The organism is Nocardioides daedukensis (assembly GCF_013408415.1).
Taxonomy (GTDB): domain Bacteria; phylum Actinomycetota; class Actinomycetes; order Propionibacteriales; family Nocardioidaceae; genus Nocardioides; species Nocardioides daedukensis.
In genome coordinates, this window is the sequence record NZ_JACCAA010000001.1 from 959108 (window position 1) to 976278 (window position 17171).

A 17171-nucleotide genomic window follows, 5' to 3' on the forward strand; every position below is an offset into this window, starting at 1 on the left:
CTGCTCAGGAGCCGAGCAGGCGCTGCAGGGCCGCATCGGCACGTTCCCGATCGGCGCGGGCCGCGCTGAGCTCGGCCTGCGCATCCTCGACGACCACCCGGGCGTCGGCCAGCGCGTCGTCGACCTCGTCCTGCTCGGTCTCGAGCTCACCGAGACGGCGGCGCAGCTCATCGATCTCCGCCTGCAGCTGCAGGGTGCGGGCCTCAAGGTCGGAGACCTCCCCCTTCGCCGAGTCGACTGCCTCGCCGGCCGCCTCGAGCTCTTCGTCGGCCGCGGCCAGGTCCTCCCTCGCGGCTGCGACCTTCTTCTCGACCTCGTCCGGGTCCGGTACGACGTGCAGCTCCGGCGGTCGCGACGGGGCCGGCTCGCGTCGAGTCGGGGTGAAGCCGAATGCGTCGGGCACGGCTACGTGGTCGCCGACCTCGATGTCATCGACCCCCGTCGAGGCCAGTGCGGAGATCAGCAACCCGCTGCGCACGGCTTCACCCACCGACTCGTCGACCATCGCTGCGGTGAGCGTGGCCTCGACCTGCTCGGCAACGGCGCTGGTGACGCGCAGCCCCTCCTCGCTGGCCAGGGCACGCGCCTGCTGGGTGAGGGCGGCAGTGAGCTGGCGACGTTGGCGGGTGAGCGCACGCAGCTCGTCACCGTCGAGCGAAGCCTGCGCCTCGCGCAGGGCTGCTCCGACCTCGAGCACCTGGCTGACCTGCTCGTGCTCGCGACGGGCGAGCACGTTCACCACCCAGGCTGCCGTGGACGGCTTGCGCAGCGTCTTGATCCGGTCGGCGAGCGGTCGGTCCTGGGTGCGCAGCTGCTTGGCCATCGCGTCGCGTGCGGGTGTGAACTCGGCCAGCGTCAGCGCATAGAGCTCATCGGCAGCCTCGAGCAGCGTGGTCACGCCTAGAGCATAGGAGCATCGCCGGGACGGGCCCGGCCGGGCCACCGACGCCTGGCGAAGACGGACTCAGTCCCCGTCGTCGAGACCCTGCTCGATCGCATAGCGGGTGAGCTCGACCCGGTTGTGCAGCTGCAGCTTGCGCAGGGTGTTCTGCACATGGTTCTGCACGGTGCGGTGGGAGAGGACCAGTCGCTCGGCGATCTGCTTGTAGGACAGTCCCTTGGCGACCAGGCGGAGCACCTCGGTCTCGCGGTCGGTGAGCTGTGGCTTGTCACCTGAGGCGGGCTCGTCGAGGAGCCGGCGATATTCGCCCAGCACGAGCCCGGCCAGCCCGGCGGTGAAGACGGTGTCGCCCAGGGAGACCCGCCGTACGGCGTCGAGGAGCTCTTCGCGCGAGGCGGACTTCACCAGGTAGCCGGTGGCACCGGCCTTCACGGCGTCGAGCACGTCGCCCTGCTCCCCCGAGGCGGACAGGATCAGCACTCGAGCAGCCGGGTCCTCCCGGACGATCTGGGCGGTCACCTCAACGCCGTTCGGCTCGGGGATCTGCAGGTCGAGCACGACCACCTGCGGCCGCGCCGCCGAGAAGCGGACCAGCGCCTCGGTGCCGTTCGCGGCCACGGCGACCACCTCGAGGCCGGCCGCCTTGAGGTCACGCTCGACGGCGTCGCGCCACATCGGGTGGTCGTCGACGACCATCACGCGGATCGGGTCCATGGGAGTCCTTCCGGGATCCTGTTCGCGGATCACTGGCTGGGGCGGGGTGGGTGAACGTAGCGACCGCGCCGGTGGATCAGCGGGTCGCTCTCCTCACCGATGACGGCATGCTCGAGCACGACGGTGACAAGGTTCGACCAGCCGCGTTCCTCGACCGACTCCAGGCGTACGCCGGCCCACGAGGTGACGCTGTCCAGCACCGGTCCCCACTCGCTCGTCGTCCACGAGGCCTGGGCGAACTGGCCACCGGGCGCGGGCACCTGTCCTGCGAACACGTCGGCAAGCTGATGATGCTCGTGGTGGAGCAGCTGGACCACGCCCCTGCCGGTCTCCTGGAGCTGGTCCATCAGGTCGGAGTCCGGGTCGATCAGGCCGATGATCCTGCCCTCGGGCCCCGCGGCCACCATGATCGAGGAGACGGTCAGCCCGGCGCGAGCCTTCTCGTCCCCGCTGGTCCACAGCGTCACCGGAGCCTCCAGCCTGCCGCGCAGGCGGCGTACGGGATCGCGGTTGGCCTCGGGCTCGAGGAAGGGGTGCTCGCTGTGGATGGTCACGGCACGACTCTAGTCAGGCCTGGGGATGGTGAACTCCCACTCGGTGCCCTGTCCGGCCCCGGTGAAGAGCTCTGCCCTGCCACCGAGGTCTGTGATGCGCCCGCGGATGGACGAGGCGACACCGAGGCGACCGGCCCGCCTGGCCTCCTCGAGGCGTCCGTCCGCGATGCCGGGGCCCTCGTCGCGCACGGTGACGGCGACGGCGTCGCCGAGATCCTCGAGCAACACCCAGGCACGTGCGTCCTCGCCGACGTGCACCACCACGTTGTCCAGGCATGCCTGGACAACGGCGACGATCTCGGCGACGGTGTCCGCGGGCAGCTCGATCGTCGTACCCGGTGTGACGACGCTGGTGGTGGGCGGACGAGCGAGTCCGATCCGCTCCAGCTCGCCGGTGAGATCGGTCGGCGCGTCGGTCGTGTCCAGGGTGGCCTGCTGCCGGATCAAGGAGCGCAGGGCGTTCTCCTGCTCACCGGCGAGTCGGCCCAGCGTGGCCCCCTCGCCGCCGAGCTCGGCGCCCTTGCGCTGGACCAGGGCAAGCACCTGGAGCACCCCGTCGTGGACCGCGCGGGCGAGTCGCTCCCGCTCCCCGGCGATCGCGGCAGCCCGTTCCGCGGCGTCGCGCTCGCGGGCCATCCGTTGCAGGCTGCCGCACAGGAAGCCGACGATCGGTCCGGCGATCATCAACAGGAAGATGTGGCCGTAGTTGGTCTGGCTGATCTCCTGGCGCAGCAGCAGGTCGGTGGCGCACAGCAGCGTCGCCGCCACCAGGCCCCCGAGCATGCGCCAGTGCACGGCCCACGCCAACAGGGCGCCGGCGATCCAGAAGCCGGGGATCGACGCGTTGAACCATTCGGTCTTCACGAAAGGTGTGGAGATCAGCGCCGCGAGCGCGACAGCCAGGTCAAGGCCGAGCCAGAGCGGCGTACGTCGTGTGTGCTCGCTGAAGCGCCAGATGACCAGGACGGTCCACACCAGCATCGCTGCGAGGACACCCACACCCAGGCCGGGGTGCTGGAAGTTGTCATAACGGAAGATGTTCAGCCCGAGGGCGTTGCCGAGCAGCACCACCCGGAGCACGGCCAGGGCACGGAAGAGCCGGTCCTCGACGGCGATGTCGGAGGACACCGGAACGGCTGGCCCGCTCAGGACGCCTTCTTCGTCTCGCCCTCGGCGGCCTTGGCGTCCTTCTCGAGACGCTTCGACTCCTCCTTGGCGCGCGCGGCATAGAGGTCGACGTATTCCTGCCCGGAGAGTCGCATGATCTCGTACATGATCTCGTCGGTGACCGATCGGAGGATGTAGCGGTCGTTCTCCATGCCCTCATAGCGGGAGAAGTCCAGCGGCTTGCCGTAACGCACGGCAGGCCTGATGATCCGGCCGAACTTCTTGCCGGGAGGCGCGACGACGTCGGTGCCGATCACCGCCACCGGGATGACCGGGACGCCGGTCTCCAGGGCGAGGCGGGCGACGCCAGTCTTGCCGCGATAGAGGCGACCGTCGTGTGAGCGGGTGCCCTCGGGATAGATACCGAAGAGCTCACCGCGCGCCAGCACCTGCTTCGCCGAGAGCAGTGCGCCCTCCGCGGCGTTGGCGCCGGACCTGTCGATCGGGATCTGGCCCGAGCCACGGAAGAAGTGCTTCTGGAACCAGCCCTTGAGTCCGGGCGAGTTGAAGTATTCGGCCTTCGCGACGAAGGAGACGCGACGCGACAGGGTGAGCGGCATGAAGAGCCAGTCGGCATAGGACAGGTGGTTGCTGGCCAGGATCGCCGGGCCGGTTTCGGGGACGTTGTCGAGATCTTGCGCGGTGGGCCGGAAGATGACTCGCAAAATGGGCCCGAGGGCGATGAACTTCAAGAACCAGTAGAACACCCGGTCGAACCTCCTTGGCGCGAGTTGCGACACCGCGCCATGCGGCGGTGGCCAGTGAAAACAGTAGCCCCATTACCGATCTTGTGGGGAGCCACCTCCGCGTGACGAAATGGTGCACAATCACACCCGTGTCCATTGACGACTTGGTCGCACCGCTCTCCGTGCCGGCCCGCCCAGAGTTGACCAACACTCCCTCGCAACGGGTCGGCGTCCTGCTGAGTCACGGGTTCACCGGCTCCCCGGCATCGATGAAGCCGTGGGGCCGGTTCCTGGCCGAGCGGGGGTATGCCGTCGAGGTGCCGCTGCTGCCGGGCCACGGCACCACCTGGCAGGACATGAACACCACCACTTGGGACGACTGGTACGGCGAGATCGAGCGCGTCTTCGCCAAGCTGGTCGACGAGAATGACAAGGTCGTGGTCGGCGGTCTGTCCATGGGCGGAGCCCTGGCGTTGCGACTCGCGGCCAACCACCAGGAGTCGGTGCGCGGCCTGATGCTCGTCAACCCCGCCGTCGCGTCGAGCAACAAGCAGTTGCTCGCGGTTCCCCTGGTGCGCAGGCTGGTGGGGTCGATGCCCGGCATCGGCAATGACATCAAGTTGCCCGGCCAGGACGAGGTGGGCTATGCACGCACTCCGCTGCATGCGCTGCACTCGATGGTCAGGGCGTGGAAGCCGCTGCGTCGCGACCTGCACGACGTGATCGCGCCGATCCGGCTGTGGCGCTCGAGTGTCGACCACGTCGTGGACCCCTCGTCGGCACGGATCATCGCGGACTCGGTCGGCTCGCGTGAGGTGACCGAGCGCAGCCTGGCCAACAGCTATCACGTGGCCACGCTGGACAACGACGCGGAGACGATCTTCACCGAGTCGCTCGAGTTCATCCGCGGCGTGACCCACCCCCTGCGCCCCGAGTCCGCCTGAGTCAGGAAGTCGAGCCACCTCCACCGCCCACGTATCCTGAATTGGTGGAACCGCGCAACGAGGACGAGCTCTGGAAGGAGATCGTCGAGCACTACTCAGACCCGCCGACGATCGAGGCCGACGAGCCCGTCGCGGCTCCGCCGGATCGCGACGACGAGCCCGCGACGGCGTACGACGCTCTCCCGCAGCAGGAAGCTCCCGACCCGTTCCAGGACCCGGATCCACTCGGTGCCTTATGGCGCGAGGAGGAGCGCTTCGTCCCGCCCACCCCGCCGCCGCTTCCGATGCCCGAGCCAGCTCGGATGCTGGCGTGGATCGCACTTTTCGGTGCTCCCGTGCTGATGCTCGTCGCACTCGTCGCCGGGCGTCCTTTCACCGGGATCTGGGGCGTCCTGCTCGCAGCAGCGTTCGTCGGAGGCTTCGTCTACCTGGTCAAGACGATGTCGAGCGAGCCGCGCGACCCGGGGGACAACGGCGCTCGTCTCTGAGTCCGCGAGAGCTCACAGGGCAGCGCGCGAAACTCGTTGACGGACCAGGTCCGCGGCCCCCACCAGACCGGCCGCCGGCCCGAACTTCGCCGCCACGACGGCAGGGACCAGGCGATGTCCAGCGCCGACCAGTGAGCGCATCAGCGCGTTCCGGGCGGGCTCGAGCAGGCGGTCGCCCGCGGCCGAGACGCCTCCGCCGACGACGAGGACCTCGGGGTCGAAGGCAGCCGTCAGGTTGGCCAGGCCCACCCCCAGCCAGTCGCCGACGCTGCCGAACGCCTCGCGGGCGAGCAGGTCGCCCTCCTCGGCGGCATCGCTCACCATCGGTCCGGTCAGCGCGTCCCGGTTGCCGCCGCACATCTCCTCGAGCACCGATGGCCGAGTGCCCAGCTGTTCGCGGGCGAAGCGCACCAGGGCGCGTCCGGAGCAGTACTGCTCCCAGCACCCTCGTCCCCCGCACTCGCAGGGGGCCCCGTCGGGCACGACCTGCATGTGTCCGAACTCCCCCGCCATCCCGTTGGCGCCGCGGCGGACCCGCCGGTCCAGGATCAGCCCGCCCCCGATGCCGGTGCCCATGGTCACCACCAAGGCGTCCTCGGCTCCCGAGGCGGCGCCATACATCGCCTCAGCGTGTGCCGCAGCGGTCGCGTCGTTCTCCAGGGCCACGGGCACCTGCCAGCGTTCCTCGAGCCGGGCCCTGACCGGGGCATCGACCCACGGCAGGTGCGGCGCGAACATCACCTTCTCCCCTGCCGCGTCGACGAAGCCTGCGGCGGCAAGCCCGACGCCCCGGACCTGGGTGTCCTCGGTGACTGCCCGGACGGCGTCGGTCAGGGCGTCCTCGAGCCTCGCCACCTCGACCCGTCGCCCGGGGGTGGCCCGCTGGGCGGTGCGCAGGATGCGTCCGCGATTGTCGACGATGCCGGCCAGCACCTTCGTCCCGCCGACGTCGATGCCGACATACACGCCTTCGCCCATGTCGGCGATTCTTTCAGGGCGACGGACGGCAGCGCTCAGTGGCGCGCCAGGTCGGCGGCGCCGATCAGGCCGGCGGTGTTGCCCAGGGTGGCCAGTCGGAAGTCCGCCACCGGGCGGTGCTGGCTGCCCGTGAGGTTGTCGATGTACGCCGACCGCATCGGCTCGATCAGCAGGTCACCGGCCTCGCACACCCCGCCGCCGATGACGATCACGCCCGGGTCGATGACGGCCGCGATCTGCGCGACGCCCTCACCGAGCCAGGTCCCCAGCTCGGCGAGGCGGGCGATTGCGAACTCGTCACCGGCCTTGGCGGCCTCGGTGATCATCGGTCCCTCGATCGCCTCGGGGTCACCGCCGACCTGGTCCAGCAGGTGTGCGGCCGAGGTGGGGTCCGAGGTCACAGCCTCGCGTGCGAAGCGCTCCAGGGCCGTGCCGGAGGCATATTGCTCGAGGCATCCGAATCGACCACAGCCGCACTTGCGGCCGTTGCGCTCGACGCGGACGTGCCCGATCTCGCCGGCGATGCCGAATCCACCGCGGTGCAGGGCTCCGTCGAGGACCAGGCCGCCACCGACTCCGGTGCCGACGGCCACCATCAGCAGGTCGTCGGCGTCGGCCGCGGCACCGTGCGTGAACTCACCCCACGCGGCCGCGTTGCCGTCGTTCTCCACCACCACGGGCAGGTTGACCGACTCGCTCAGGACCGCCCGGAGCTCGACATCGCGCCAGGCCAGGTTCGGTGCGAACAGGACCGTCGAGCGCGCGGCATCGATGAACGCCGCTGCGGACACACCGACCGCCTCGATCCGGTGCCGCTCGGAGAGCCGCAGCACCATCTCGGTGATTGCCGCGACGATCGCCTGCGAGTCCTCGGCGGGTGACTCCGCCCGCACGGTCTCGAGGACGCGGCCGTCGGTGTCGACGACTCCGCCCGCGATCTTGGTGCCGCCGACGTCCACACCGATGGTGAGCGACACGGCTACTCCTCCGGCCAGTCTTCGTCGAGGTTGATCTTCTCGATGTCCTCGCCCGCGGGCTTCTTCGTCCGGGCCTGGTCGGGCACCACGGTCGCCATCAGCGCCGATGCGGCCTGCATCAGGTTGGCACTCGCCACCGCGAGGTGGGTCTTGACCTCGGGGCTGAGTCCGCGGACCGCGTGGATCGTGCGGCACACAGGACAGAACGAGCACTCGGCGGAGTCGGTCGCAATGTGCTCGTTCACGTCGCGCAACGTGTGCGCGGCGTCCGAGGCCATGGAAGAGACGCCGTGGCCCAGGTCCTCGCCGTGGTCCTTGGCCCATCCGGAGAGCGCACCGAAGAGCTTCGCGGCCTCCTCGGCAACGGTGCCGATGGCATCCGGCCCGGCTGCGTCGGCCCCGGCCTGTCCAGGCTTCGGGCCCAAGTCGTCGTCGGTCACGCTGTCGTCTCCTCGAATCGGACCTGCAGGGCGCCCTCGTCGACCTTCGCGCCGCTGACCTTGAACCTGGACAGACCTGCAGGCAACGAGAGAAGACGACGATACGACCCCACGGTGACCACGAGCTCGTCGCCGTGCCGCTTGAGATCGACTTCGCCCCTGGTCACGAAGGGCAGGTCGAGCGTGAGCAGTGCTCCGGCCTCGGTCCTGATGACCTTCAGCGGCCCCGGCCCGGAGGGGACCGCCAACGGTTCGCTGCCGGCGTACACCTCCTCGGCGAGGGCGCGCAGGGCCTGGACACCGACCGGCTCGGACGGGCGGTACGTCGAGCGCCACTGCTCCAGGCCGGCGAAGGACTCCTCCATCTCGGCCAGGACCCGCGACTGCGCGGCGACCCAACCGGCGCGCCACTCGTCGCCCTCCTGCGCGGGGAAGATCCGGTTCGCCACCACGCCGTCGACGCGGTAGCCGAACAGGGACAAGGTGGTGAAGGACCGGCGGGCCTCGGCCAGCACGACCGTCTCGGGGGTGAGCACCAGGCGCACACTCGCGTCCGGGCCGGAGAGCAGGTCGCGGACCTCGTCGAGCTCGCCGTGCAGCCGCTCGATCGCGTCGAAGACGGTGTCCTCGGGCATCGGCACCCCGGCAGCGCGGGTGAGCACCGGCTTGAGGGTGCGCACCATCCGCCGCCCGAACGGGAAGACGCGCTGCATGTACCAGCCGAGCGCTTCGGGCAGAGCCAGCAGTCGCAGCGTCTCGGCGGTGGGCGCGCAGTCGACGATGATCACGTCCCAGCCCCCCGATCGGGCGTGGAGGCGGAGCTCGAGCAGCGCGAAGATCTCCTCGGCACCGGGGATGACGGTCAGTTCCTCGGCAGCCACCGGGTCAACGCCGGCGACGTCGAGCACCGAGAGCAGATAGCCCTGTATGTCGGCCCACGACTGCTCGAAGCGGCGCTGTGCGTCGACCTGCTGGACGAAGAGGTTCGCGGCGACCTCGGTCGGTTCTGCACCCACCTCGGCCGCGAAGGCATCGGCCAGTGAGTGCGCGGCGTCAGTGGACAGCACGAGAGTGCGCAGGCCGCGCCCGGCAGCCATCGCGGCGGTGCCGGAGGCGATGGTCGACTTGCCGACTCCGCCCTTGCCGGTGAAGAGGAGGATCCGCACGTTCAGCCGACGCTCACAGCGTCTCGACGCGCTTCTTCAGCCCCTTGAGCGCGGTGTCGATCAGGATCTTCTCGCCCTTGCGCTTCAGCATGCCGATCAACGGGATCGAGACGTCGAGCGCCAGGCGGTAGGTGACCTCGGTCGAGCCGTTGCCGAGGTCGCGCAACGTGTAGGCGCCGTCGAGGGCACGCAGCATCTTGCCCTCGGCCAGGGTCCAGGTGACCTCGCGGTCGCCGTCCCACTCGTAGGCGAGGGTGTAGTCGTCCTTGATCGGTGCGACGTCGAGCTCGAAGTAGACCTCGGTGGCACGCCCGTCCGGGAAGGTTCCCTTCACCTCGACGGCCTTCATTCCCTTGGCCCACAGGGGGTATGCCGGGAAGTCGGCGATCACGTCCATCACGGCGGACGGCGGCGCGTCCACGACGATCGACGACGAAGTCTGCTCGGCCATCCGGTCTCTCCTGATTCCTCGGCCACGGTTGTTCGGCCCAGTCCAAGTATCGGCCCAGGTGTAGGTCCAAGTGGCGCGCCCATGGTGTCGCACCCGGACAGTTCGTGAGCGTACCGGATACCGGCGGTACGCGACCGGCCGGTAACGTGCGGACGACATCACCACCGACTTGATTCCCTAGGAGGCCGGCATGCGCGAATTCGCCTCGCCGTTGACCGTGACGATTCCCTCGACGGGAAATCTGACTGATGACGTGGTCACCAACGGACGCGACTTCGCCGACACCGTCGTCTTCAACCGCAACACCGGCAGTGGCTGGACCGACGTCACCGCCGCCCAGTTCCTGGCCGAGGTCAGCGCTGTCGCCAAGGGCCTGATCGCCGCCGGTGTCGAGCCCGGCGACCGGGTCGCACTGATCTCCAAGACTCGCTATGAGTGGACCCTGGTCGACTATGCGATCTGGTTCGCGGGTGCGGTCACCGTGCCGATCTATGAGACCTCCTCGGCCGAGCAGATCGGCTGGATCCTCCAGGACTCGCGGGCTCGGGCCGTGGTCGCCGAGGGCGCCGACCACCTCTCCCGCCTCTCCGGCCTGCGTGGAGACCTGCCCGAGCTCAACCACGTGTGGAGCTTCGACGACAACGCGGTCGAGGTGCTGAGGAGCCTCGGTGCCGACATCAGTGACGACGTGCTGGAGGAACGGCGTACCACCGCCACTCCCCTGGACCTGGCCACGTTGATCTACACCTCAGGCACCACCGGGCGCCCCAAGGGGTGCATGCTCACGCACGGCAACTTCATGTTCGAGCTCGGCGTGGCGGTCGAGGACCTGGACCGGCTCTTCGGCGACGAGGAGAGCTCGACGCTCCTCTTCCTGCCCCTCGCCCACGTGTTCGCGCGGATCATCCAGATCGGCGCGATCAAGGCCCGCGCCCGGCTCGGTCACTCCGCCGACATCAAGAACCTGGTCGACGACCTGGGCGAGTTCCAGCCCACGTTCATCCTTGCTGTGCCGCGCGTCTTCGAGAAGGTTTTCAACACCGCCTCGCAGAAGGCCGCCGCCGACGGCAAGGGCAAGATCTTCGGCAAGGCCGCCGACACCGCTATCGCCTGGAGCCACGCCATGGACAACGGCCGCATCCCGCTGCGGCTCAAGGCCAAGCACGCGCTCTTCGACAAGCTGGTCTATGGCAAGCTGCGCGCCGCGCTCGGCGGGAATTGCGCGTACGCCGTCTCCGGCGGCGCCCCGCTCGGCGAGCGACTGGGTCACTTCTATCGCGGCATCGGGGTGACAGTGCTCGAGGGCTACGGCCTGACCGAGACCACTGCTGCCCTGACCGTCAACCTGCCCGACGCCCAGAAGATCGGTTCCGTGGGCCGGCCGCTGGGTGGCACCACGGCGCGCATTGCCGACGACGGCGAGCTGCTGTTCAAGGGTGGCCAGGTGTTCGCGGGCTACTGGGAGAATGAGAAGGCGACCGCGGAGGCGCTGACCGACGGCTGGTTCCACACCGGAGACGTGGGCGAGCTCGACGACGAGGGCTTCGTCCGCATCACCGGCCGCAAGAAGGAGATCCTGGTGACCGCGGGCGGCAAGAACGTCGCCCCTGCCGTCCTGGAGGACCGACTCCGTGCGCACCCGCTGATCAGCCAGTGTGTCGTGGTCGGCGACGGGCAGCCGTTCATCGGTGCGCTGGTCACGATCGACCCGGAATACTTCCCGCACTGGCTCCAGGAGCACGGCAAGTCGGGCTCGATCGCGGACCTGGTCGACGACCCGCAGCTGCAGGCCGACGTACAAGCCGCGGTCGACGACGCCAACAAGGCGGTCTCCAAGGCGGAGTCGATCCGCAAGTTCACCGTGCTGCCGATCGACTGGACCGAGGAGGACGGGCAGCTGACGCCCTCCTTGAAGCTGAAGCGCAACGTCGTGATGCGCGAGCACCGCGCCGAGGTGAGTGCGCTCTACGACAACTGAGTGATCGTGCTGCAAGGGCCCCGGCGAAGCTTTCGCCGGGGCCCTTGGTATTGCGCCCGTATCGCGTCTGGCGTCATGCCCGGCTGACCCCATTCCCCAATGGCCCGGCGACCGGGTGTACTGATGAGCATCACTGTCCAAATGGACTAGAAGGACTAGTCCATCTGGGCCATATGAGTGAGTCCTATGGGCACGTGTGCGACGGATGGTGCACCTTTGTCTCGCACCGCTCTCCGTGAAGGTGCGCACATCGCGCGCACGCGTCGGATGGGTGTTTTCCCGATCTCAGCTCGAAGAAGGTGTCATGGACCGTCGGAAGATCCTCCTCGTCCTCGCTGCAGTCATCGCGGCACTGGGCACCCTGCTCGTCTTCCTCTACGTGCAGGGCGCCGACGACCGGGCCAAGGAAGACATCGAGGCAGTCGAGGTGCTCAAGGTGATCAAGCCTATCGAGGCCGGCGAGACCTTCGACGACGCCCAGGCGGCCGGGAAGTTCCAGTTCCAGGGTGTGCCGAAGGATCAGGTCCTCGACGGCGCCCAGACCGACCTCACCGCCCTCAGCGGCCTGGTCGCCACCACCCGGATCTTCCAAGGTGAGCAGGTGACCGCCAACCGCTTCGGGGGCACCGTGGAGAACACCTCGCTGGCGATCCCGGACGGGATGATGGCGATCTCGGTCAACCTCACCGATCCGGCTCGCGTGGCTGGCTTCGTGAACCCCGGCTCCGAGGTCGCCATCTTCGTGACCTCCGACAAGCTCCCCTCACCGGCCCTCAGCCGCCTGCTCCTGGCCCGCGTCCAGGTGCTCGGCGTCGGGGCCAGCTCCACGATCACCTCGACCAAGGTGAACGAGGACGGCGAGCAGACGACGGAACAACTGCCCAAGACCTTGCTCACAGTGGCCCTGAACCAGAAGGATGCGGAGAAGGTCCAATTCGCCGTTGCCAACGGTGAGCTCTCATTCGCGCTGTTGACCGACAAGTCCAAGGTCAGCACCAACTCGGGTGGCGCCAACGGCAGCAACCTCTTCAAGTGAGGAACTGATGCCAGTCATCGTCGACAAGGACGCCGAGGCCGTCGATCGGCTCTCCGCCTTGCTCCCCTCAGGCTCGCACTCCGTGGACGGCACCGACACGTTGCACACGTGGCTGGCCCACCACCCGTCGGAGTACGCCGTACTCATCGGCCCCACGGTCGATCTCACCGACGCCACCAACCTCTCCGAGAGCCTGCGCTACACCCGGCCCTCGACCAGCGTCGTGCTCGTGCGCGACGAGGTGGACACCGATGTGCTCTACAAGGCCATGCAGGCCGGCTGTCGCGACGTCGTGCGCTCGAGCGATGCAGTGGGCATCTCCGGTGCCGTCTCGCGGGCCCAACAGCTCTGGTCCGCACTGCACAGCGGTTCGCAGCCCTCGTCCGGCGGCCACCGGGGCCACATCATCACCGTCTTCTCCCCCAAGGGCGGCGTCGGCAAGACCACGACGTCGGTCAACCTGGCCCTGGCCCTCGCGGACAAGGGAGCCCGCAAGGTCTGCCTGATCGACCTCGACCTGGCCTTCGGCGACGTCGCGATCACCATGCAGCTCTTCCCGGCGCACACCATCGAGGAAGCGATCGGCGGAGAGGACGTCATCGACTTCACCATGGTCGAGTCGCTGCTGACCCGCCACGAACAGTCCCTGATGGTGCTGGCGGCGCCGAGCCTCCCCGACGCACGCGATCGGGTGACTGCGACCCTGGTGTCGCGGATGATGCGCACGCTGCGCGAGCAGTTCGACTATGTCGTGGTCGACACCTGCCCGAACTTCGACGAGCAGACGCTGCAGGCGCTCGACGAGACGGACGACTGTGTCGTGGTCGCCACCCTCGATGTGCCGACGTTGAAGAACGTCAAGGTGGCACTGGAGACCCTCGACCTGCTCAACATTGCCCAGGGCAGCCGGCACCTGGTCCTCAACCGGGCCGATGACGCCGTCGGGCTGGACGCCGACAAAGTCGAGCAGATCCTGGGGATGCCGATCACCACGATGATCCCGTCCTCGACCGACATCGCGGCCGCCACGAACGCCGGCAAACCGATCGTGATCAGCAATCCCGGCCACCCGGCCAGCAAGGCCTTCAACGCACTGGCCGAGAAGCTCGCCGCGGGCATTGGTGACAACCTCAACGCCTCCGTCGCGCCGCAGGCCGCCGCTCCCGCCGCAAAGCAGCACACAGAAGCCGAGCGACGCGGTCGCTGGCGCCGGAACAAGAGGTGACCTGATGAGCAGTCTGGGAGATCGCATCGCGAGAGCGAAGGCTGCCGCCGGTGACGAGGTCGCGCCACAGACGGAGGGCACCGACGCGGCAGCAGCCGTCGTGACCGCCACGGGCGCCACCCCGGTTCGCGCCACCGGACGGCACAAGCCCGGTGCGCCCTCCACGGGACCTCTCGAGGACCTGGCGGCAGGCCGGCGTGCGGCCGGCGCCAATGCCCAGGTGGACGCCGCGGTGAGTCGGCGCCTCGCCAACGCGGCCAGTGCCCAGCAGGACCGGCTCGAGGACGTCAAGGGCAATGTGCACGCCGAGCTGCTCAAGCAGCTCGGCCCTCAGCTCTATGACTCCAACCTCGACCAGGCTGACCTCGAGAGCCGGGTCCGCCAAGTGCTCAAGGACGTGCTGAGCGCCCAGGAACGACCGCTGAGCAACGCCGACCGGACCAAGGTGACCCTCGAGATCACCGACGACATCCTCGGCTATGGCCCGATCGAGCCGTTCCTGCGCGATCCGGAGATCACCGAGGTCATGGTCAACGGCCCCGACTCGATCTTCGTCGAGCGGCACGGGCGCATCGAGCACGTGAACGCGCGGTTCACCGACGAGGTGCACCTGCGCCGAACGATCGACAAGATCGTCTCCCGGATCGGTCGTCGCGTGGACGAGTCGAGCCCGTTGGTCGACGCTCGCTTGCCCGACGGCTCACGTGTCAACGCGGTGATCCCGCCACTGGCGATCGACGGCTCGGCGCTGACCATCCGCAAGTTCGCCGCGGACCCGCTCACCGCCGCGGACCTGATCTCGTTCGGCTCGCTGAGCCAGCGCACCGCCGACTTCCTCGACGCCTGTGTCCGCGGACGGTTGAACGTCATCGTCTCCGGCTCCACCGGTGCCGGGAAGACGACAACCCTGAACGTGCTCTCGTCGTTCATCCCGAGCGACGAGCGGATCGTGACGATCGAGGACGCCGCCGAGCTCCAGCTCCACCAGGATCACGTGGTCCGGCTCGAGTCCCGCCCGGCCAACATCGAGGGCAAGGGTGCGGTCGACATCCGCGAGCTGGTCAAGAACAGCCTGCGGATGCGTCCCGACCGCATCATCGTCGGCGAGGTTCGTGACGCGTCCGCACTCGACATGCTCCAGGCGATGAACACCGGCCACGACGGATCGATCTGCACCGTGCACTCCAACGGTCCCCGCGACACCCTGTCGCGCATCGAGACGATGGTGCTGATGGCCGGGATGGACCTGCCGATCAAGGCGATCCGTGAGCAGGTTGCCTCGGCTGTCGACCTGATCGTGCACCAGTCCCGGTTCAAGGACGGATCGCGCCACATCACCCACATCACCGAGGTGGAGCGGATGGAGGGCGACGTGATCACCCTGCAGGACATCTTCGTCTATGACCACTCGGCCGGCTTCGACGAGCACGGCAAGTCACGCGGACACCTGCGCTCGACCGGCCTGCGGCCGAAGTTCCTCGAGAAGATGGCCCACGCCAACGTCACCGTCGACCCGGTCCTGTTCGCCCTGGACGGCCTGTGATGCAGCTGCGCTTCCTGCATCGTGCGGGCGGGCTGGCAGCCGTCGCCCTCGCGAGCGTGCTGATCGTCTCCTCCCCCGCCACTGCGGCGGAGGAGGACCTCACGATCATGCACGTCCAGCCGGAGGGCGAGTCCGTGCAGGTGCTGGTCTCCGTACCGGAGCAGACCGAGAGCCCCGCCGACGTGAGCGTGACGATCGACGGTGAGGCCACCGAGGCGACGGTCGAGTCGGCAGGTGACAGCACCGACATCCGGCGCACCACGATCCTCGCGATCGACACCAGCATCAGCATGGCCGACGGCCGGATCGAGGCTGCGCAGCGGGCCGCGTCGACGTTCTTGAAGTCCGTGCCGACCGACGTACGGGTGGGCATCGTCACCTTCAACGGCACGATCACCACCGCACTCGCGCCGAGCACGGACCGCAAGGCAGCCCAGAGAGTGGTCGACGGGCTCGAGCTCGGCCAGGACACCCATCTGCACAGCGCCCTGATCGCCTCGGCGAAGCTTGCCGGCAGCTCGGGTGCGCGCAACATCGTGTTGCTCTCCGACGGCAAGGACAACAGCCAGACCAAGTCAGCCGCCGCGATCAAGGCCGTCAAGCGCGCCGGTGTCCGCGTCGACGTCGTGGCCTTGGAGCTCGACGAGGCCGATCTCGCCCCTCTGCGCGATCTGGCCGAGGCCGGGGGTGGCACTGTCATCACCGCCGATCCGGAGTCGCTGACCGCGGCCTTCGACGCCGAGGCAGCGTCCCTCTCGCGGCAGCTGCTGGTCACCGCACCGATCCCGGACTCCGTGCGGGCCACCGAGGCAACCATCGAGGTCACCGCGGGATCCCAGACCACGAACACGTACGTCAAGATCCGCGACAAGGCGGTCGCTGCCCCGGCGGCCCCGGTCGCTTCCGCCGACTCCGACTCGAGTTCCAACTTCGAGGTGAGCGAGACGCTGATGTACGCCGGTCTCGGCGCCATCGGGCTGGGCCTCCTGGTCGTGCTCGGCTCACTGATGTGGTCGCTCGGCAAGCCCAAGGCCGGCCCCTCGGTCCAGGAACGGATCGCCGCCTATGGCGCCGGTCCCGGGGCCGCCGCAGCCACCTCCGGTGGCGGGGATCCGGTGCTGACCCTCGACAACGCCAAGTCCGCTGCCGCCCAGATGCTGAACCGCAACAAGGGTGTCGAGGCCAGCATCAGTGCCCGGCTGGTTGCCGCCGGCTCTGCCCTGAAGCCCGCCGAGTGGATCCTGATCCACGGCGGCATCACGATCGGAGCGGGCCTGGTCGGCGCGCTGCTCGGCCAGGGCGACGTCGTGTTCATTCTCCTCTTCCTGTTCGCCGGTGCGGTGATCCCGTGGCTGTGGTTGGGTCGGATGCGCAAGAAGCGGATCAGCGCGTTCAACGGACAGCTCGCGGACACACTCACCCTGATCTCGGGTTCACTCTCGGCCGGCATGTCCTTGCAGCAGTCGATCGACACCGTGGTCCAGGAGGGTCGCGAGCCGATCGCCGGCGAGTTCAAGCAGGCGCTCGTCCAGAGCAGGCTCGGCGTCCCGCTGGTGGACGCACTCGAGGATGTCGCCGTGCGCACCGAGAGCAAGGACTTCGCCTGGGTGGTGATGGCCATCCGGATCCAGCGCCAGGTCGGAGGCAACCTGACCGAGCTGTTGTCGACGGTTGCCGCAACGTTGCGGGAGCGGGACTACCTGCGTCGCCAGGTGCAGACCCTCTCGGCCGAAGGCCGCTTGTCGGGGTGGATCCTCGGTGGGCTGCCGGTGGCGATGTTCGTCTACATGCTCCTGGTGCGGCGTGAATACGTCTCCCGGCTCTGGACCGAGGCGATGGGTCTTGTCATGCTCGGTGGCGCGGTCGTCCTGTTGGCCTTCGGCGCCTTCGTGATCAGCCGGCTCGTGAAGGTGGAGGTCTGAC

At 68.6% G+C, this 17171-nt stretch carries 17 protein-coding genes; 7 read left to right on the forward strand and 10 right to left on the reverse strand.

The window, feature by feature from the left end; genetic code table 11:
- Window positions 1-4: 4 nt before the first annotated feature.
- The 5 genes from BJ980_RS04675 to BJ980_RS04695 all read right to left on the reverse strand — a co-directional run bounded on the left by BJ980_RS04675 (window position 5) and on the right by BJ980_RS04695 (window position 4043).
- A complete protein-coding gene (locus BJ980_RS04675) occupies window positions 5-898 on the reverse strand; it encodes a hypothetical protein (RefSeq protein WP_179501218.1) in 894 nt (297 codons plus the stop codon).
- A 66-nt stretch (window positions 899-964) separates the two neighbouring features.
- A complete protein-coding gene (locus BJ980_RS04680; protein ID WP_179501219.1) occupies window positions 965-1615 on the reverse strand; it encodes a response regulator in 651 nt (216 codons plus the stop codon).
- Between the two features lie 29 nt (window positions 1616-1644).
- Window positions 1645-2169, reverse strand: a complete 525-nt coding sequence (locus BJ980_RS04685) for a flavin reductase (RefSeq protein WP_179501220.1) — start codon at window positions 2167-2169, stop codon at window positions 1645-1647.
- Window positions 2170-2178: 9 nt separating this feature from the next.
- Complete coding sequence (gene macS / locus BJ980_RS04690) at window positions 2179-3297, reverse strand: MacS family sensor histidine kinase (RefSeq protein ID WP_343047690.1); 1119 nt, start codon at window positions 3295-3297, stop codon at window positions 2179-2181.
- A 17-nt stretch (window positions 3298-3314) separates the two neighbouring features.
- The gene (locus tag BJ980_RS04695; protein ID WP_179501221.1) at window positions 3315-4043 is read right to left on the reverse strand and encodes a 1-acyl-sn-glycerol-3-phosphate acyltransferase; all 729 of its coding nucleotides are present in this window, start codon (window positions 4041-4043) and stop codon (window positions 3315-3317) included.
- A gap of 128 nt (window positions 4044-4171) precedes the next feature.
- On the opposite strand from BJ980_RS04695, the gene BJ980_RS04700 reads away from it, so the two are divergent.
- Window positions 4172-4966: an alpha/beta fold hydrolase gene (locus tag BJ980_RS04700; protein ID WP_179501222.1), complete on the forward strand. Its 795-nt coding sequence runs from the start codon at window positions 4172-4174 to the stop codon at window positions 4964-4966.
- A gap of 44 nt (window positions 4967-5010) precedes the next feature.
- Window positions 5011-5454 carry a hypothetical protein gene (locus BJ980_RS04705; protein ID WP_179501223.1) on the forward strand — a complete coding sequence of 148 codons (444 nt, stop codon included), beginning with the start codon at window positions 5011-5013 and terminating at the stop codon, window positions 5452-5454.
- A gap of 12 nt (window positions 5455-5466) precedes the next feature.
- On the opposite strand, the gene BJ980_RS04710 is transcribed toward BJ980_RS04705, so the two are convergent.
- The 5 genes from BJ980_RS04710 to BJ980_RS04730 are packed head-to-tail and all read right to left on the reverse strand — an operon-like array spanning window position 5467 to window position 9466.
- Complete coding sequence (locus BJ980_RS04710) at window positions 5467-6432, reverse strand: ROK family protein (protein WP_179501224.1); 966 nt, start codon at window positions 6430-6432, stop codon at window positions 5467-5469.
- Window positions 6433-6467: 35 nt separating this feature from the next.
- Entirely contained in the window at window positions 6468-7409 is a 942-nt protein-coding gene (locus tag BJ980_RS04715; protein WP_179501225.1) for an ROK family glucokinase, read from the reverse strand.
- A 2-nt stretch (window positions 7410-7411) separates the two neighbouring features.
- Window positions 7412-7849 (reverse strand): hypothetical protein, encoded by a 438-nt coding sequence (locus BJ980_RS19405; RefSeq protein ID WP_179501226.1) that lies wholly within the window; start codon window positions 7847-7849, stop codon window positions 7412-7414.
- The gene (locus BJ980_RS04725) at window positions 7846-9015 is read right to left on the reverse strand and encodes a TRC40/GET3/ArsA family transport-energizing ATPase (protein ID WP_179501227.1); all 1170 of its coding nucleotides are present in this window, start codon (window positions 9013-9015) and stop codon (window positions 7846-7848) included. The genes BJ980_RS19405 and BJ980_RS04725 overlap by 4 nt, the downstream gene beginning before the upstream one ends.
- Window positions 9016-9028: 13 nt before the next feature.
- Complete coding sequence (locus BJ980_RS04730; protein ID WP_179501228.1) at window positions 9029-9466, reverse strand: SRPBCC family protein; 438 nt, start codon at window positions 9464-9466, stop codon at window positions 9029-9031.
- A 190-nt stretch (window positions 9467-9656) separates the two neighbouring features.
- On the opposite strand from BJ980_RS04730, the gene BJ980_RS04735 reads away from it, so the two are divergent.
- The 5 genes from BJ980_RS04735 (at window position 9657) to BJ980_RS04755 (ending at window position 17170) form a co-directional block, all read left to right on the forward strand.
- Window positions 9657-11444, forward strand: a complete 1788-nt coding sequence (locus BJ980_RS04735; protein WP_179501229.1) for an AMP-dependent synthetase/ligase — start codon at window positions 9657-9659, stop codon at window positions 11442-11444.
- A gap of 304 nt (window positions 11445-11748) precedes the next feature.
- Window positions 11749-12480 (forward strand): Flp pilus assembly protein CpaB, encoded by a 732-nt coding sequence (gene cpaB / locus BJ980_RS04740; RefSeq protein ID WP_179501230.1) that lies wholly within the window; start codon window positions 11749-11751, stop codon window positions 12478-12480.
- Window positions 12481-12487: 7 nt separating this feature from the next.
- Entirely contained in the window at window positions 12488-13705 is a 1218-nt protein-coding gene (locus tag BJ980_RS04745) for a CpaE/TadZ family protein (RefSeq protein WP_179501231.1), read from the forward strand.
- A 4-nt stretch (window positions 13706-13709) separates the two neighbouring features.
- A complete protein-coding gene (locus BJ980_RS04750; RefSeq protein WP_179501232.1) occupies window positions 13710-15248 on the forward strand; it encodes a TadA family conjugal transfer-associated ATPase in 1539 nt (512 codons plus the stop codon).
- Window positions 15248-17170 carry a type II secretion system F family protein gene (locus BJ980_RS04755; RefSeq protein ID WP_179501233.1) on the forward strand — a complete coding sequence of 641 codons (1923 nt, stop codon included), beginning with the start codon at window positions 15248-15250 and terminating at the stop codon, window positions 17168-17170. The genes BJ980_RS04750 and BJ980_RS04755 overlap by 1 nt, the downstream gene beginning before the upstream one ends.
- The last annotated feature ends 1 nt before the right edge of the window (window position 17171 follow it).

What these genes read in the sequence shown, in the direction of transcription:
- cpaB (WP_179501230.1), top strand. Translation starts at nt 11,749, where the DNA reads ATGGACCGTCGGAAGATCCTCCTCGTCCTCGCTGCAGTCATCGCGGCA.
- BJ980_RS04730 (WP_179501228.1), bottom strand. Translation starts at nt 9,466, where the DNA reads ATGGCCGAGCAGACTTCGTCGTCGATCGTCGTGGACGCGCCGCCGTCC.
- BJ980_RS04735 (WP_179501229.1), top strand. Translation starts at nt 9,657, where the DNA reads ATGCGCGAATTCGCCTCGCCGTTGACCGTGACGATTCCCTCGACGGGA.
- BJ980_RS04680 (WP_179501219.1), bottom strand. Translation starts at nt 1,615, where the DNA reads ATGGACCCGATCCGCGTGATGGTCGTCGACGACCACCCGATGTGGCGC.
- BJ980_RS04745 (WP_179501231.1), top strand. Translation starts at nt 12,488, where the DNA reads ATGCCAGTCATCGTCGACAAGGACGCCGAGGCCGTCGATCGGCTCTCC.
- BJ980_RS04750 (WP_179501232.1), top strand. Translation starts at nt 13,710, where the DNA reads ATGAGCAGTCTGGGAGATCGCATCGCGAGAGCGAAGGCTGCCGCCGGT.
- BJ980_RS04710 (WP_179501224.1), bottom strand. Translation starts at nt 6,432, where the DNA reads ATGGGCGAAGGCGTGTATGTCGGCATCGACGTCGGCGGGACGAAGGTG.
- BJ980_RS04755 (WP_179501233.1), top strand. Translation starts at nt 15,248, where the DNA reads ATGCAGCTGCGCTTCCTGCATCGTGCGGGCGGGCTGGCAGCCGTCGCC.